Source organism: Paractinoplanes pyxinae (assembly GCF_026626335.1).
GTDB lineage: Bacteria > Actinomycetota > Actinomycetes > Mycobacteriales > Micromonosporaceae > Actinoplanes > Actinoplanes pyxinae.
Genome location: NZ_JAPNTZ010000009.1, coordinates 244,170 through 259,979, shown reverse-complemented (window position 1 = coordinate 259,979; position 15,810 = coordinate 244,170). Strand labels below are relative to the sequence as shown.

The following is a 15,810-nucleotide window of genomic DNA, read 5'->3' as shown; positions in this document are numbered from 1 at the left end:
TGTGTGAAAGCACGGAGATAGGCAGGCCGGGCGGTGGCAGTCGCTCGGGGAGAACCTGGCGATGAGATCGGCCACCACCCAGCCTTAGCGCAGCCTAGGGGAAGCGATGTCGCCGACGGCGCAGCCCGCCATCTCGCAGCCCACGGGCCGCATCATCACTGCCTCCCTGGCAACCCCGGCACAACTTGACACTTTTGATGAGGCATTGACGGCTATGGTGTCGTGTGGCCCGCTCAGTAGGTTAAGCAGCGCTGCTCGTCGGCGACAAGGTCGCGGTCATCGCCGTCGTTACGCACGGATGTCGATGCTCCTAACCTGGCGAACTGTCTGACTGCAGGAGGGTGACATCGTGGAGAGCTTCGATTGGTCCTCGTTGCAGGTGGCGCAGGCGGCAAGCATCGACAACGTCCCCGAGATGGTCAACCACGCACTGGTGGTGCTGGGCGACTTGCTGGAGGACGATTACGTTGCCTGCGAGTTCAGTCTTGAAGCCGGTCGGCTGATCGGCGACAACGTCGAGGCGTCGGTGAACGCTCTGCTACCGGGCCGGTGCCGCGTGCAGCGCCTGGAGCCGGCGGCGCTCTGGCGGCCTCTGGTCCGGGAGGCGCTGCCCGAGATTTTCCTGCCGGCCCGACAGCGAGACGTCTGGGACGAGGGCACGCCGCCACGGGTGGTGGCCGAGCTACTCATGGACTGGGCGGTGGCCCTGATGAGCCGGCTCTGGCCAGAGGATGCGGACTGCTGGACCCTGACCGTCGAGATTCGGGACGCGTATGCGCCGTCCTACCTCGACGTGGTGATCGAGCAGCAGGAACAGGTGTGGCTGCTGCACCTCGGCGTCACCGACTGATACGTCATCGGTGCCGGCCGGGTTGATAACGCCGGCATCTGTCAGCCTGGAGGAAGCACTGCGGCGACCAGAGGTCGCCACCGAAGGTGACTGCGGAGATGCTGCCCCGGGCGTTTTCATCTGCGGCCACCAATAATGAAACGATTGATGAGCAGCTAAGCCACCGCGAGTGCGCTCATCTTGGCAAGTCCGAGTGCCGCCGCGCCGGGAAGCGTCACGCTATGTACGTGATGGCTCTATCCACTGGCGGCCCGCCCGGCTGCCGGCTCGCCGTGCTGGACTTACGAGCGTCGATGCCTCTGGGTAGTCAACGGCATATGCGATCTTACGGTCTTACCCCTAAACCGATTTCGTGACGGCGAGTTGTTAGCGATCACGGTGTTCCGTAGGTGGATCGGCCAATCGCGTCGGCGACCTTCGCCGGCTCATGCTGGTCCCGGCAGCACTCTTTTGGCGACGTAAAGTCCGCGATCATCGCCTTGAGGCGAGCTTCCTCACACAGACCTTCGACGTCCTGCAGCCATTCTGTAGCGGTGGCCACCGCATGTATCTCGGTGAGGAAGCTTGTTCCGGCGCTGCCGCGGTCGGCGGTTACCAGCAGTCGGACCCGGCGCCTGTCGGGCCAACGCCAGTGCGCCTACCGTGCAACAGCGTCTCCAGCACTAAATATTACTGTATGCCCGAAACAAGGTCTTTAGTTGATAACTGGCAGATTTTTGGTAACGCCTGGTGCGGCACGTGCCGCAAGTACGACAGGACCGTCTTCGGCGATGCATGCGACCGATGTCATCCCGACACCCTGCGTACCCGAGGCGTGGCCCACCAGTGTGGGGAGTGTCTGCGCGACACCCGGTTGCTCGAGGATGGGACCCGCTGCCCGCGTTGTCACCCCTTCGCCGACTATGGAATCGACCGCTACGCCCTCAAGCCGTGGTGTGGGCGCTGCGACCCAGGCAGCCGATACGAATCAATCGGTGGCCGGCCTGAGCGCTGCCGCCGCTGCCACCGCCTCGGCAACAAACCGCTCCAGTGGCCGGCAGGTGACATTCCCAGCGGGTTCACCGAGCAGTTCCTCGCCTGCGACTGGCTCTGCTTCATCTCCCCTACGCTGCGCCGGGTCGGCCCCGACCGGCTACGTGCTCAGCTACGGAAGTGGTTCGAAGCCGACTACACCCCTAAAGACGTCGAGTATGCCTTGGACCACTCTCCCTCGGGAGGATGGCACGAGAGCTCCACCCTGACACCCCGCGACGAACCGCGAGTTATCGAGAACTGGGTCAGCCGCCGACTCAGGGCATGGCTCGACGACGACGAAGTACCCCTGCCCCCGCTGAGTGCGCAGATCCACGCCAAACGTGAGACTGCCCTGCGTCAGCAAGAAACGCTGCGCGCGGAGTTCGACCGTAGACAGAGCGCAGCCGCCGACGCCCTTGAATCACCGTACGCCGCACAAGCACGCACCGCAGCCCGCATCGCCGCCACCTTGGGCAAGAGAGCACACGCCGACGCCACCCGACGAGAACTGCAGCACCGACAAAACACACTCAACCACGAGAACGCCCAACGAGACGCCGCCGCCGCAATGCTCAACACCTTCAACAGGGAGCCGCCCACCACCGACCGCTCCCACTCCGGATGAATTGAGCACGTCAGCCGATCGGATGTACACCGCCTCCCGGCATCCGCGCACCAGTCAACTTGTCACAGGTCTATAGTCGCCCGTATGGCACAACCGCGCCTCATGGGAGCTCACGAAATCCGGGTCCGTCTCGGCGGCATCTCACGCCAGCGCACGTACCAGATCACGCAACGCGCTGACTTCCCCAAGCCGCTGGCTGAGCTGCAAGCCGGCAAGGTGTGGCGCGCCGAGGAAGTCGAAGCATGGATCAAAAAACGACGGCCACACCAAGACGACCTAGCTCATTGTTAAGGTGTACTGCGTGGATGGAGCCGGCCAGATACGGGCGATCGTATTCGATGCGAACGTCTTCGGCGGGAGTGTCGAACCTAACATCGCCACCATCGTGAATTGGTCCGAGGCGTGTGGACGGCATGACGCTGAATTATGGATCCCTGAGGTCGTAGCGTGGGAGTTGGCTCAGCGCGTCGTTCAAGAATGCGAGCAAATCGCTCGTCAGGTCGAGGCACACAATGGAAAGCGACGAAAATGGGGATTTCCCCACGTCGCTGAGCCACCGCTGATCGATGACGTCGATGTCGTTGAGCGATTGGAATCCGCGGGGGCCGTGATTGTGCCGTTGGGGGGCGACGCGGCCGTTTCCGCTATTCGGGACCAAGTCCTGCTTCGAGGACCGGGGTCTCGAAGGCGAGAAGTTAAGACTGGCGCCGCAGACAGCGCTTGGATTCGCTCGGTAATCGCTTACAACAGCGGGGAAACTACCGGCTTGATCCTTGTGACTGGCGATGTTAGAGCCGTGACCTCCACCTGCGAATCTTTAGATTTGAATCCTCCCAAGGTTGCGAAGAATCTTGGAGAGATCCGGCATCTCCTTGACGAGACTACCGAGGCGAATGACGAGCAGCGCACGAACTTTGTGTCGACGCTCTCCGATCTCTTTACGCGGCCTAGAATATCGCAGGTGGAGTTGAGGACCGTTGCAGACCTTAGCTACCCACACAACTGGTGGTCCGTCGATCTTGGAATGGATTCAGATGATAACTGGGAGATTCAAAGCTCGTCGGTCCAAGTAGTCTCTGTCGAGGTCACTGGAGTCGTTCAGTACGACGCCTGGACAGAGTCTCTATCCGGACCAGTTCGCATCGAGGTCGAAGTGGAGGAACAGTATGCCCGGCAAGATCGATGGGGAGATGCCCCAGAATATCGCAGCTTCTTTTATACGGCTTGGATCCAGGGTGATTTGACCTTGTTCGGGGAACAGAAACAGAGTCTAGATTCCATTGAGATCGTCGATGTGGAGTTCGTCGCCGATCCAACGTCAGTTTACTCTCAGGCTCTCTAGGCCGACCGGTCTCACACGCGCTCTCTTCCACACACTGTCATCGGCAAATCCGGATGCCGCGGCGGCCGGCAAGCCGACCAAGACGGTGGCCCGGGAGTGTTGCTGGCCAGAGCCACCGTCCTGCTTGACCGCTGAAGGATGGGCACCTATGAGAAGTGCCTGATTAGCCCACATCAGACACGTCAGCTGTTCCGCGAGGTGTCACTGCCGTGCGGAGCCGCTACAGGAACGTACGACGGTCTTCCTCCACCGACGTGCCGGGCGACCGTCTTGCCCCATGCTCGCTGATCTGTCGGCCATGCCGCCACGCTGAGCGTGTGTAATCGCCGAGCGGCGAGGTAGCCGGGATGCTGACGCGCCTTGGCCGCCGCGTACATGACTGGCAACGCCTACGTCTCTTGTGGCCACCGAATTGGTGGTCAGAGCGCCGTTAACGGGCAGGCACCGCGGTCAGGCTGTTTCGACAGCCGTAACGGCGGCGTCGGCGATGCGGGTGACGGCGTCGATCGGGTCGGTGACGGTGAGCGATGTGGTGTTGGCGAAGGTGTGCCGGGCCATTCCGGTGAGGTGGAGCCAGAGCACGGCGCAGCCTGCGCGGTGCAGGGTGGTGATGAGTTTCTGGGCGGCGGGTTTGTCGGCCAGTGCTCCGTCGGAGACGACCGCGAGCAGGCGCAGGGTGCGGGCGTGGCGCAGGTTGAGTAGTTGGTCGGCGAGTTTGACGGCTTCGCCGAAGGTGTGGGTGCCGCCTTCGGTTTGCATGTGCAGGATCTGTTCGGGGCGGCTGTGCGGCGCTACGAGCAGGGTGGTGCGGTTGCCGAAGCCGATGGTGGTGGTGACGGCGTGGCCGCGTCGGGCGGCGTGGGCGAGGATCCAGGCGGCCGACGACAGTTCCGTTGCGTAGGTGCGCATGGAGCCGGATAGGTCTACCAGTACGCCCAGGTGCAGGGTGGGTTTGGGTGGTGGGAGCTGGGTGCGTTGCCGCCAGGGTTGTGCGGTGGGTGTCTGGTTGGCGGCTTTTTGGGCGTCGGCGGTGATGGCGTGCCGGGGGTGCAGTCGGCCGGGTGGGAGTGCGGAGCTGCGTACGCCTGGCTCGAGGTGGCGGGTGCGGGCCTGCTGGAGGCGGTCGGCGAGGTGCCGGGCGGCTGTCTGGTGCTGGGCGGTCGGGGTGGTGTGCGGCCAGTTGCTGGGTGCGCTGTGCTGGCGGTGGTGAAGTTGGGCTTGGTAGTCGGCGGGGGTGAGCCCGGCTGTGGTGGCGAGGAAGTCGCTCAGGGCTTGGGCGAGTCGGCCGGGGAAGGCGCCGGGGTCGGCGGTAGGGATCTGTGGCTGCTGGGTGGGGTCGATGCCGAGGATGGTGCACCACTGGCGGGCTAGTTCGATCATGGTGGTAGCGTCGGTGTCGTTGACGGTGTGGGCGTGTTTCCATATGTCTCGCAGTTGGCGTAGGCGTTGTCGTCCTAAGACGGTGGTGACTGCGGTGCGGATGCTGGTGACGTCTTTGCTGGTGAGGATGCGTGCGTCGACGCGGGCCAGGAGCAGCGCGGCTAGGACGCCGGCGTGCCAGGCGTCGTCGACCGGGGCGGTGCCGGGGTGTACGACGGCGTTGATCATGTGGCGTAGCCAGCGCCGGTCGGCGCGTCGGCGGGTGCGTTGTTGGCGTTCGGCGCGGGATTCTTCGAGCAGTTCGGCAACCTCGGCGAGGATCGGCGCGGTGCCGGGCGGGGTTTGCCATTGGCTGTGGGCGGCGTGGGCGGCGCCGTGGACCAGCAGTCCGTAGCCGGTGGGGACCACGCGTTTGTGGCCGGCTTTGCGAGGGTCGGCGACGACGGGGTTGTCGGCGATGTAGGTGGCGTCGATTTCGATGCGCCGCAGGGCAGGGTAGAAGCATTCGGGAGCGCCGCCGCCGGCGCCGGGGGCGACGACGACGTGCAGGTCGGTGCGGCCGGTCAGCACAGCCGCGTGCCGGGTCCATGCCTGCGACCACGGCTGCCAGTCGGGGTCAGGAACAACGGTCATGGACGGGCTGGTGCCGCGGTGCGTGTTCGGTTGAGTCATCGGAGGTTCCTCCTCGGAAGGGGTGGTCAGCGTTTGCCGAGCGCGAGGGCGGTGATGGGTTGGCCGGTGTGCCGCGACAGGGTGGCGGTGACCTTGTCTCGGCAGTCCTCGGGGGCGATGCCGGCGAGGTTGGACAGGGCGGCTGTCATGCCGAGGGTGTCGCGGACTTGGACGAAGCCGAGCAGTTCGCGTAGTTGAGGTGCCCAGCTGATGGTGTCGGCGTTGCGGTCGAGGTTGAGGTCGATGGCGGCGGCGACCACGGGTTTGGGGACGCCGAGGGTCCGGGCCAGGTCCCAGTCGGTGGTGACCTCGATCTGGACGGTGAAGCGGCTGCTGAGGGCTTCGGTGAGGATGGCGCCGTGCACGCCGGGGTTGTGTCCTGCGCACACGTAGAACCCGTCGGCGGCTTCGACGGTCTCGGTGCCGTGCGGTGTGGTGACGGTGGTTTTGCCGCGGCCGTCCATCACCGGGTAGAGCACGGCCAGCACGCGGGGTGGGATGAGGGTGGCGTCGTCGACCAGCAGGGCCCGGCCTTGCTGCATGGCTTGCACGAGCAGGCCGTAGTTGAAGCCGTAGCCGCCGCCGGGTAGCGGGGCGTAGGCGCCGAGGAAGTCGTCGACCAGGGTGTCGCCGGTGCCGGCGATGGTGAGCAGGTCCGGGAAGGCGGCCTCGAGCATGGCGGTCTTGCCGGTTCCTGGTTGTCCGTATAGCAGAGCGGGGACCTGTTGCTGGCGCAGGGTGCGCAGGACGTCGATGTCCCAGCCGCCGGCCAGCCGGCGCGGGTAGTACTTCTGCCCGCCGGGCCGTTCGACTGGTTCCGGTCGCGTGCCGCGTCCTCTGCCGGTGCGGCGGTTGCCGGGTGGTGCAGGTGGCAGGGTTCCGGCGGCGGCGATGCCGGCGGGGGTGATCTGGAAACGGTGTGGGCCGGTGTGGTGGGTGGCGTGCCCGAGGGATGCCATTTTCTTGCCGGCTTCGAACACGGCGCCGGTCGACGGGGCGCCGATGGCCGTCGTGATCTCGCGGACTGTGAAGATTTCGTCGGGATGTTCTTTGAGGTAGAGGGCGACCTTGCGGTACAGGGGCCCCGGGGCGCCGCCGCTGCGGCGGCCGTCCGGGGATGCGGGTGCTGTCATGGGTGACCTTTCTGGGAAGGGCCAGGCCTGCGCACCCGTCTCGGGTGCGCAGGCCGGCCGGGCCGCACATCGGAGACGGGTGAAGCCGTCCTTCACCGCGACTGCGTTCAGTCGCCGGTCAGGCAAGCCGCACCCGAAAATTGGGGTTGGGGTCTGTCATGAACTGGTGTGTCGTCGCCGGGCCTCGCCCGTGGTTCGCCCGCCGATCTCGGGTGCCGGGTCGGGTCAGCTCGTTAGCTGGTCAGCGATGCCGGGTCTATGTCGTCGAAGCCGAACAGCCTGGCGATGATCTGCAGGGCTTGGGTGTCGTAGCGGTCGGCGAAGCCTCGGCAGACCGCTGGTCGCACCTCGGGCGGAGCGACGCCGGGCAGGGTGCTGTGACAAACGATGTAGCCGTCGCTGGCCTGCGTTTGGCTCACCAGCTCGGCCAGCCGTCCGGGTTGCAGATGCATCGGGTTGCCGGGCCGGAAGATGCAGGTGTCGCACATGCGGGCCAGTCGCCGGGTGTGCCGGGTGAGCGGATCACCAACGGACAGGCCGCCGTCGTTTTCGTCGGGTTCGCTGCGCTGCCGTTCGGAGCCCTTGCCGGGTTCGGTGCCGGGTGTCATCGAGCGCCGTCCGGCCGGACCGATGACAGGGTCCCGGACGAACCGGACGCCGGAGGGTCCGGCGGGCCGGTTTCGCCGGCTGGGCCGGTTCGTCGTCGCCGCTCCGCGTCGAGGCAGGCGTTCACGTGGTCCAAGGCTTGATCAGACAGGCTGTCGAGGGCGAGTTCGGGCAGGCGGGCGTGGTCGGGCCTGTACAGGTGGTTCAACAGGAGGCCGGCCAATTCGGTAAGGGTCGGCAGTCCAAGGTCGTCGGCGGCGATGGCGACCTGGTGGCATTCGTCGTCCAGATCGCTGTTGTCGTGTTGGCACCCTTGGTTGTCCGGCCCCATTTCGTAGCCGTACAGCGGTTCCTGGTCGGTATGGTCCGGGTCGATCTGCCACCGGCGGTCCGGGCCGAGGGTCAGGTACACGCCGGCCCGCTCGTCGATCCGGTGTCTGCCGGCGGCCTCACGCAGCAGGGCGTCGACGGCGGCGCGCCGCTCGGCGTCGGCGGCTTCCAGGTCTTGCGCCAGACCGGATGCGCGACGCGCCTCGGGGGTGGGCAGGCTGTTCCAGCGGACGGTCACGGCAGTCCGGCGTCGATCAGCTGCCTGGAACCGTTGCGCCGCGGTCGTGGCCGGTGCCGTCTGCTCGGCGGGTTCGCCGAGCCGCTCGAGTTCGGTCATGACGTGCTCGCCTGGTGCGCGGCGGTGCCCGTTGCGGGCACGGAGAACCAGTCGCGCCCGGTCCAGATCTGCCAGGACTGTCGCGGCCGGTTGGTGAGCGTACGGCCGACGGCAAGCCGCTCGTCCAAGTCGTGCGGGATGGAGTCGAGGATGGTGACCGTGCGGGTGCGGCTGGTGTCGTCGATCAGCCGCAGCAGGGTGTCCTTGTGGGCGTCGGCGAACCGGGTCGCTTCATCGAGCAGTATCTCGTCGGCCAGCGCCCGCAGCAGGCGGGCTTCGGTGACTGCATGACCCAGGTGCCGGCATCTTGCCGCGTAGGACTGCAGGGCGCCGCTCAGCGTCCCGGGAGGCTGGAGGGTGACGGTTCCGTCGTCGTGGCCGGTGAGCTTGGCGACCGGTTGGTCGTCGAGGTTCAGGACGGCGGTGAATGCTGCCGGAACGATCTCGCAGCGGGTGGGGCGCGGTTGCAGGCCGGTCAGCCGCAGCCGGGTGTGCGGCACCTGCATGCCGGGGGTGTGGCGCAGCAGCAGGAACTGTTGTTCGTCGCCCGGTTGGGGTAGGTCGCCGATGATGCGGTCGCATCGCTCCGGGTCGACGGCCTGCCAGCACCAGTTCCAGCCCATCACGATGTAGCGGCCGTCAACGTCCGGACTAAATCGGGCGATGGCGTCCGGGTCGTCGGCGCTTGCTCGCTGGTCGGCGATGAGGACGTCACCGTCGAAGCGCAGCTCGGCAAGCTGGGTGTTCACTTCCTTGTCCAGCTCGGCGTCCGGTACGCCTGCTGCGTGCAGGCTGGCACGCAGCGCGCGGCGTTGGTGCTGCTGGTCGCCGACGATCGCCTCGGCCACCTGCCGGGTGCAGGAAAACACGGCCCAGCCGTTCCAGCGGTCGATCAGGGTGCCGGCGAAGCCCACCTCGATGCGGTCACCGTCGGGGCCGTGGCGCCAGGCCCAGTCGCCGGCGAACACCCCGGCGCTGCCGATCCCGACCCGGTCGGGATGCAGATGGAACAGATCGCGGCTGATTCGCTCGGGTGCCGCGACGGGTCGAATGCGGTCGCCGGCGTCGAGGCACATGGCCAGGGCGGAGCCGGTGTCCCAGCGGACGTAGACGATTTGCTGCTGACGGTCATGGCGTTGCACGGTGCCGGTGTCGCCCGGCTGCAGCCGGGTGTGCAAGTCGCCGGTGTGGACCAGGGCGATGCGCTGCCCTGGCTGGAAGATGGTCATTGCTTTCTCCGATCATGAACAACGGTGCCGGGATACGTCTCGGATAGGCCTTGTTGGCGATCACCCGCGAGCGGCCATGGCTCTGAACAAGGGCAAGGGGAATCGCCTGCCGGGCGGGCGGGGCTTGTGCGTGCAGGCTGATGGGCGGGCTCGTCGCGAGACGATGTCGGCGAGCCCGTGGCTGCTGTGGGTCGCTTCGGTGGCTAGTGGCGGGGCCGGTCGCGGTAGCGGCGGCCGTAGTGGCCTTGGGGGATGCCGGTCGCGGCTCGGATGCCGCCGCGGGTGCGTTTCGCCTCGTACATGGCGATGTCGGCGGCGTGCAGCAGTTCAGCGGCGGTGGTGCCGGGTTCGGCGGTTGCGTGCCCGACGCTGGCGTGAACCCGGCGGAAGGTGCCGGCGACCGCTACCGGGTCGCGGCTGACCTGACTCCACGCGGCGCTGGCCGCGTAGGCGATGTGGTTGGTGTCGCCGGTGACCAGCAGCGCGAACTCGTCGCCGGAGAGCCGGGCGGCCAGCGCAACAGGATCGATGAGTGCGCTCAGGCGCCGCCCGACCGCGGTGAGCACTTCGTTGCCGGCCTGATGGCCGTACTGGTCGTTGATGGCTTTGAACCCGTCGAGGTCGAGCACGATCAGGCCGACCCCAGGCCCGTTCGCGGTGCGTAACGCGCGTTCCAGGGCGCTCAGCAGGGCGCGCCGGTTGGGCAGGCCGGTGGTGTCGTCGCGGTGGGCCAGGTATCGCCAGCGGTTGAGCAGGCGCTGCCGGTGCCAGACCAGCGGCCCGGCGGCGGCCAAGCCTGCGAGGACCCCGCCGCAGGCGGTGACGATTACTTCCAGGATGGGAGACACTGACAAAGCTCCTTCGCATGTAAGGAGCACCGGGGGTGGGCGTGGTTCTTGGCCGTTCGACGCCTGCCTCCGGGCTGGCGGATGGGTACCGGGCCGGGTCAGCCGTCAGCCGGTAGGTGGCTGAAGGTGGCGGGTTTCTCTGCCATCAGAGCGGCGCTGCCGATGGCGACGAGTTTGTGGGCCGCGTTGGATACCGCCCCCGCGCTGGCTTTCTTCGCGCCGGTGTCGCGGTTCGCCGCGTCGATCAGCCTGCACAGCTCAGCGACCTTGAGCCCGCGGCCGGGATGGTCGCGCAGGGCGGTCAGGATCGCGTCGCGCAGCGAGCCCGAGGACCGCCGTTGCGGCACAGCGAAGTCCTCCGGCTCGGCGGCGGGGTGGTTGCCGTCGTGGCCGGCGTTGCCCTCGTCAGCGTTGCCTGGAGATTCGTTCGGGCTCGGCGCCGGCGTCTGGGTGGTGGCGTCGATGCTCGTGTTGGCCTCAGGTGTGTCGACCGGTACCGCTGGACGCCTGGCGCTGTCCGCATCAGGGCCGGGGTTGGGGTTGTCCGGCCCGGGCGTCTCGCTGGGCTCGGCACCGGCAGGTGGTTCGGGGGTCTTTCTTCCCCGGACAAGGTCGTCGGGTGTGTCGGGTGTCGGTGGTCCGTCCGGGTCGGGCGGGATGGCAGGTGTTGCATCGGTGGGACGGCTGGTGGCGGCGCGGCCGGCGGCGGTCAGCTGCCACAGTGTCTGGTTGTCGTTGCTGCGGAATCGTTCGGCGTGCCCGGACTCCTGCCAGGCGCGCAGCTTCGGGGTGACGGTGGAGTAGGCGATGCCGCAGGTCGCGGCGATGGTGGCGGCGGTGGCCTCGTGCAGGTCGGCCAGGGCGGCCAGGACACGGAAGGCGGTGTGTGCCGGTTCTGCCGTGTCGGGGTGGTTGCCGGTGATGGTCATGGAGTCCCTTCCTCAGGGGGTATGTGGGTTTGCGGGTGCACTGATCCACGCTTCAGTGGGCGAAGGAATCAAGTGCTTTCGATGGGGAAGTGACGGTGGCGTCAGTCGGGTTCTGCGCCGTTTCGGGTCTGCTCGCCGGTGGGGTGGGGTGGTGCGGCTCGGCGCGCGGCGGGCGGGGTCAGCGGACGCTGATGTGGACGTGGTTGGTGTGCCAGCCGGACGGGTCGTTGCCGCCGTACGGGTTGTTGTAGGGGTGCCAGCCGTCGTCGGGTGTCCAGATCATGCGGAACCAGATGACGTAGCGGATGCCGAGCCGGTCGGCGTTGGCGACCACCCACGCGGCCATCGCGTCGCCGTGGGCCTTCTGCAGGCCGGAGGCTTCCCGGCCGCCGGTCATCATCCAGTCGCAGGCCTGGCCGGTGGGGTGCTCGCCGTGATCATCGACGCGGTAGCAGCCCGGCGGCGGGAAACCAGCTGCGGCGGCTTGCTGGACGAGGTGGTAGAGGCGAGGGGTGATGCAGCCGGCTCCGGTGGTCGGGTCCGGGCGGATGCTGCACTGCTGCTGTGGCCAGGAGCCATCGGGGTTACGCGCCGCGGGTGCCGCCGCTATCGCCAGCGCGGCGCAGCGGTGGTGTGCCGCGGTGACCGCGGCGATGACCCGGACGGCGTCCGGTTCCCACTTCGCGTAGGCCTGCGGGTATCCGCTGCGCTGGACGTGCTGGGCGGCGCGGGCCAGCGGCATGCTGTGCCAGCCGGGGGTCGTCAGCAGCTTGGTGTAGAACCTGCTCGCCGCGTAGTGCGGATCTCTCAGCTGTTCCGGTGTTCCCCAGCCTTGTGATGGGCGCTGCTGGAACAGTCCGACCGAGTCGCGGTCCCCGCTCGGTGTGTTGATCAGCGAGGATTCCTGCATGGCGGCCGCGACCGCGATCACCCAGCCGCGGGCCGGGAACTGCATGCGCTGGCCGACGGTGACGATGACGGCCGCGTTGGCGATCTGGTCGGCACTCCAGATCCCGACCGGGCCCGGCCCGGAATGGGCTTCTTCGTCCGGTGTAGTGCCGGAGGCCGTCAGGCAGCTCGTTGTCGCCGTGCCTGCACCGGGCAGGCTGATCAGCGCGGCGCAGGCGAGCAGGATCCCGATCACCGCAACCGCGATCCCGGCGGCGCCACGCGCCGTCATCGCAGCCCGCCGGACGGCCCAGCAGCCAGAGCATCACGGCGGCCGGACCATCGGATCACTGCGCCGCCGAACCGCCCGGCCGATTCGCGGGCCAGGTAACGGTGCCGTCTGCCGGCTCGAGCCTGATCAACCCGGTATCGAGTCCGTTGACGGCGGCAGGCGTACCGGCGGTGACCCGGTCGGCTGGCACGAGGTGACCGCTGACGGCAATAAGGGCCAGGGCTGTACCGGCGCCGGGCATCGGCCGCGAGCAGGGTCGCACAGGTTCGCCGCGGGGATTCGAAGTCGAGACGGGCCCCGTCATGGGCGAGTAATAGAGCGGCCGGACGGCCGGTGTCATAGCAGTAGGTACTCACAAAGGGACTCCTGGATGATCGATGAGATGTGGACACGACGAGGCCCTGCCTAAGAGCGGTAGGCAAGGCGAACATCGATGGCCGAGCATTGGCTGTGCCCGCGTGACCGCGGTAAGTGGAAAGTCGCCGTAGCGCGCGACGCCAGGGGTATCGGCTTACCGTGGCCCATACAGGCGGCCGGCGAGCCGATACCGACTGGCGCACGGGTTGCAGTGCGCACCCCAGCGGCAAGCTTTACTGCGGCGTTGCGGTGTTGTTGAAGGCTGCAGTCACGGCTTGCGGGATGGGGCCGTGCGGGTTGTAGCCGGGCATGCCGGGATCGCTGCGGTGGGCGTACCACCAGTGGCGGCTCGGACTGCTCTTGTCGCCTGGGGCACCGTTGCCGTTCTTGGCGGGCCGGCCTTTCGGCTGCCGTCGCCCGGCGGCGATGTAGGGATACAGCGCGGCGCGCAGCTTTTCGATGTTGCGGTCGCAGAGGTCGATCTCGTAGGTGCTGTCGTCCAGGGCGAAGCGATAGGTGCGGGCGCCTTCGGTGCTCTGGTCGAGGTCGTCGACGATGATGCGCCGGATGTGGACAGCCATGGCGGGTTCCTTCCGCTGGTGTTGGCGGTGAAATCCCGGGCACGGCCCTGACAGGCCGTACCCGGGATGCGTGGGGCCGCGCGGGTGGCCGGGCATCGGCCAGGTCATACGGGGCCAGGTCGAGCAGGAGCTGTTCGGCGCCGGGTGAAGGTCAGACCGGCGGCGGGGTAGCTGGGGCGAGGATGAACGCGAGCTGGCCGTCGGGCAGTAGGCAGGCCACGATGGCGCCGGCACGCAGGGCGTCAGCGGCGGCGACATCGAGAGCCGTGCTGCCGAGGCTGCTCTGCGGGTGGTCGCCGCTGTGGATCGCGTCGATCGCTTCGCCGGCAGTCAGGAGCCGAATCCCGGACTGCGGCGACAGCACCAGGGGCCGGAACTTGCCGGGTTGCTGTGGGCCGCCGTCGGTGTTGTCGTGGCCGCTTTCGGTGTTTCCCGTCGTGTCTGCGTTGGTGGGATCGGGCGCATGCTCGGAAGGGTTCACGGGTTCCTCTTTTGCGGTGGTGTCCTGGTGTCGGGTGCCGGCCCGCGGCGTGATTGCGCAGGGCACGCTCAGGACCGTGTGGGCGGCAGGGTGGCGGCAAGGGCTGCGGTTTTGCCGCTGAGCCGGAACATGGCGGCGGCGTTGCCGGGCTGCTCGGCGATGCCGTCGATGAATTCCTGTTCGCTGAACGGCAGCTGCGCGTGAGGGCCGATCCGGAATGCCGGCCGGTCGACGTACTTCTGAGCGACGGGCCCGGCGCCGGCGACGGTGTAGGTGCCGCAGTCGGCGACGCCGCCCAGCCCTGGGATAAGGGTTTCTTTGCTGCCGGTGCAGAGCACGGCCAGGTCGTAGCCGCGGCCCTCGATGAGGGCAAGCCCGGGCAGGTCGGCGACGGTGGCGCGGCGCGGCAGTACGATCAGCCGACGGCTGCCGGAGCGGTCGGGGCGCAGGTGGGCGCCGATCGCCAGGTACCGGCCGCGGGTGTCTTCCCGCCATTGTTCACAGCTGATCGGTAGCCGGTCTGCGTACCAGTCGACGCGATCGACACGGTCGAGCGCGGCCGCGGTCATGGCCGGTTGGGGGGCGATACCCAGCAGCGACTCGACGGCGCATTTACCGGCGTCGCCGCCGCCGAGGACGGCGACTCGGCGCAGGCCGCGCAGCGGCCAGGTTCCGGCCATGCGGTGCATGAACTGCGGGAAGGTGAGGATGGTGGTGCCATTGGCCAGATGCTGATCCTCCGGGTCGCCCAGACCTCTGGCGTCGATGACCCGTCTGGCCGGCACGCTGTAGCGGCCGTCGAGGTCGAGTTCGAGGCCTTCGCCGTTGACGTCGACAGCAGTGACCGTTGCTGCGGGTACCACGTCGGCGGCTTGGGCAAGGGTTAGCCGGATCACGAAGGCCATGTCGGAGTTCGTCTGATACTCGGCGGCTGACACGCTGGCTGCCTGGATCGGTGCGCCGGGCAGGAAGTTGAGGCTGGCGCCCAGGTCGCCGGCCGGGCCGGGCCCGCCGGGGCGGTTGCGGGAGTTGAGCGTGAACACCGGCTGGGCGGTCATGGCGAAGGTGCCGCCGACGCGCTGGTCGCGTTCGAGTACCAGCGGGCGGGGGTGCCCGGCGAGCACGCGGGTCGCGGCGTAGACGGCGGCGTGGTAGCCGCTGCCGATGATGACCTCGCGGTCCTCGCCGGCGGCGTCGAGAAGGTTTTGCTGGCGGTCGCCGTCCGACCAGTAGTCGTCCAGGAACCGTTCGGCCAGTTCGCGGCCGGCCGGATCGAGGGCGATCCCGGTCAGCTGAGCGGCCAGCCGGTTGGGAAATTCAGCGGCGCGTTCGTTGATCATTCGCATGCCTCCGGCGGCTGACGGTGTCGCGGCGACGGCGGCTAGCAGGTTGGCGATCGGGGTGAATGGCTCGGACATGAGCGGGACTCCCTTTTCTCGGGTGTCCCCGGGGTGCACCCGCGCTGACCGGTGCTGCGTATCCCGGGGCAACCCGGGATGACGGCGCATGGCCAGGCAAGACTTTCCCGGGGTTCTTGATGGGTCGGCTGGTACGTGGGCTTCTCTGACGCCCGGTCACGGCGGCGTGCCCGGCGTGGCCCCGGCGCCTGTCCCGGCCAACGGCGCCTGCCCGCGTCAGCGGGAAACGGCGGGCAGAAGGCAGGGGCACCTCGCGCACCCTGCTCAGCCGGTCGGCTGAAGGTGGGCAAGAGGCAAAGAACGGCCGTGTCGCTGGCCAGGCTTGGTGTGTCGCCCCCGCCCGGGCACCTGGCGCCGGAGCTTCGCCCACCATGGGCGGTGCGCGAGGCGCGGGCGATGCCGGTCAACCGGGAGCGGGGCCACTAGCGCGGCCATCGCCCGGTGGTAAGCGGGTAGCTGGAGCCGCCGAGCGGTTCGTATGCCGCAGGGGTGGCAATG

At 67.9% G+C, this 15,810-nt stretch carries 15 protein-coding genes; 4 read left to right on the top strand and 11 right to left on the bottom strand.

The window, feature by feature from the left end; translation table 11 throughout:
* The first annotated feature begins 349 nt into the window (after window positions 1-349).
* From OWR29_RS26345 to OWR29_RS26330, 4 genes are all read left to right on the top strand, one after another.
* Window positions 350-850, top strand: a complete 501-nt coding sequence (locus tag OWR29_RS26345) for a hypothetical protein (protein ID WP_267565916.1) — start codon at window positions 350-352, stop codon at window positions 848-850.
* 544 nt (window positions 851-1,394) lie between these two features.
* Window positions 1,395-2,489 carry a hypothetical protein gene (locus OWR29_RS26340; RefSeq protein ID WP_267565914.1) on the top strand — a complete coding sequence of 365 codons (1,095 nt, stop codon included), beginning with the start codon at window positions 1,395-1,397 and terminating at the stop codon, window positions 2,487-2,489.
* An 84-nt stretch (window positions 2,490-2,573) separates the two neighbouring features.
* Window positions 2,574-2,780, top strand: coding sequence for a helix-turn-helix transcriptional regulator (locus OWR29_RS48395; protein WP_498371635.1), 207 nt, complete (start codon window positions 2,574-2,576; stop codon window positions 2,778-2,780).
* Window positions 2,781-2,790: 10 nt separating this feature from the next.
* Window positions 2,791-3,831: a hypothetical protein gene (locus OWR29_RS26330; RefSeq protein ID WP_267565913.1), complete on the top strand. Its 1,041-nt coding sequence runs from the start codon at window positions 2,791-2,793 to the stop codon at window positions 3,829-3,831.
* Between the two features lie 450 nt (window positions 3,832-4,281).
* Here OWR29_RS26330 and OWR29_RS26325 read toward each other — a convergent pair whose 3' ends face one another.
* The 11 genes from OWR29_RS26325 to OWR29_RS26275 all read right to left on the bottom strand — a co-directional run bounded on the left by OWR29_RS26325 (window position 4,282) and on the right by OWR29_RS26275 (window position 15,312).
* Window positions 4,282-5,883: a VWA domain-containing protein gene (locus tag OWR29_RS26325; RefSeq protein ID WP_267565911.1), complete on the bottom strand. Its 1,602-nt coding sequence runs from the start codon at window positions 5,881-5,883 to the stop codon at window positions 4,282-4,284.
* Between the two features lie 26 nt (window positions 5,884-5,909).
* Window positions 5,910-7,016 (bottom strand): AAA family ATPase, encoded by a 1,107-nt coding sequence (locus tag OWR29_RS26320; protein WP_267565910.1) that lies wholly within the window; start codon window positions 7,014-7,016, stop codon window positions 5,910-5,912.
* Between the two features lie 233 nt (window positions 7,017-7,249).
* Window positions 7,250-7,624: a hypothetical protein gene (locus OWR29_RS26315; RefSeq protein WP_267565909.1), complete on the bottom strand. Its 375-nt coding sequence runs from the start codon at window positions 7,622-7,624 to the stop codon at window positions 7,250-7,252.
* Window positions 7,621-8,289, bottom strand: a complete 669-nt coding sequence (locus tag OWR29_RS26310; protein WP_267565908.1) for a hypothetical protein — start codon at window positions 8,287-8,289, stop codon at window positions 7,621-7,623. The genes OWR29_RS26315 and OWR29_RS26310 overlap by 4 nt, the downstream gene beginning before the upstream one ends.
* Complete coding sequence (locus OWR29_RS26305; RefSeq protein WP_267565907.1) at window positions 8,286-9,518, bottom strand: DUF4314 domain-containing protein; 1,233 nt, start codon at window positions 9,516-9,518, stop codon at window positions 8,286-8,288. Before OWR29_RS26305 ends, OWR29_RS26310 begins: the two co-directional genes overlap by 4 nt.
* A 203-nt stretch (window positions 9,519-9,721) precedes the next feature.
* Window positions 9,722-10,366, bottom strand: a complete 645-nt coding sequence (locus tag OWR29_RS26300) for a GGDEF domain-containing protein (protein ID WP_267565906.1) — start codon at window positions 10,364-10,366, stop codon at window positions 9,722-9,724.
* A gap of 98 nt (window positions 10,367-10,464) precedes the next feature.
* A complete protein-coding gene (locus tag OWR29_RS26295; RefSeq protein WP_267565905.1) occupies window positions 10,465-11,295 on the bottom strand; it encodes a MarR family transcriptional regulator in 831 nt (276 codons plus the stop codon).
* 178 nt (window positions 11,296-11,473) lie between these two features.
* Window positions 11,474-12,475, bottom strand: coding sequence for a VldE C-terminal domain-containing protein (locus tag OWR29_RS26290; RefSeq protein WP_267565904.1), 1,002 nt, complete (start codon window positions 12,473-12,475; stop codon window positions 11,474-11,476).
* A 590-nt stretch (window positions 12,476-13,065) separates the two neighbouring features.
* On the bottom strand, window positions 13,066-13,413 hold the full coding sequence (locus tag OWR29_RS26285) for a histone-like nucleoid-structuring protein Lsr2 (RefSeq protein WP_267565903.1): 348 nt from the start codon (window positions 13,411-13,413) through the stop codon (window positions 13,066-13,068).
* 151 nt (window positions 13,414-13,564) lie between these two features.
* Window positions 13,565-13,894, bottom strand: a complete 330-nt coding sequence (locus OWR29_RS26280; RefSeq protein WP_267565902.1) for a hypothetical protein — start codon at window positions 13,892-13,894, stop codon at window positions 13,565-13,567.
* Window positions 13,895-13,962: 68 nt separating this feature from the next.
* Window positions 13,963-15,312, bottom strand: a complete 1,350-nt coding sequence (locus tag OWR29_RS26275) for an FAD-dependent oxidoreductase (RefSeq protein ID WP_267565901.1) — start codon at window positions 15,310-15,312, stop codon at window positions 13,963-13,965.
* Window positions 15,313-15,810 lie beyond the last annotated feature (498 nt).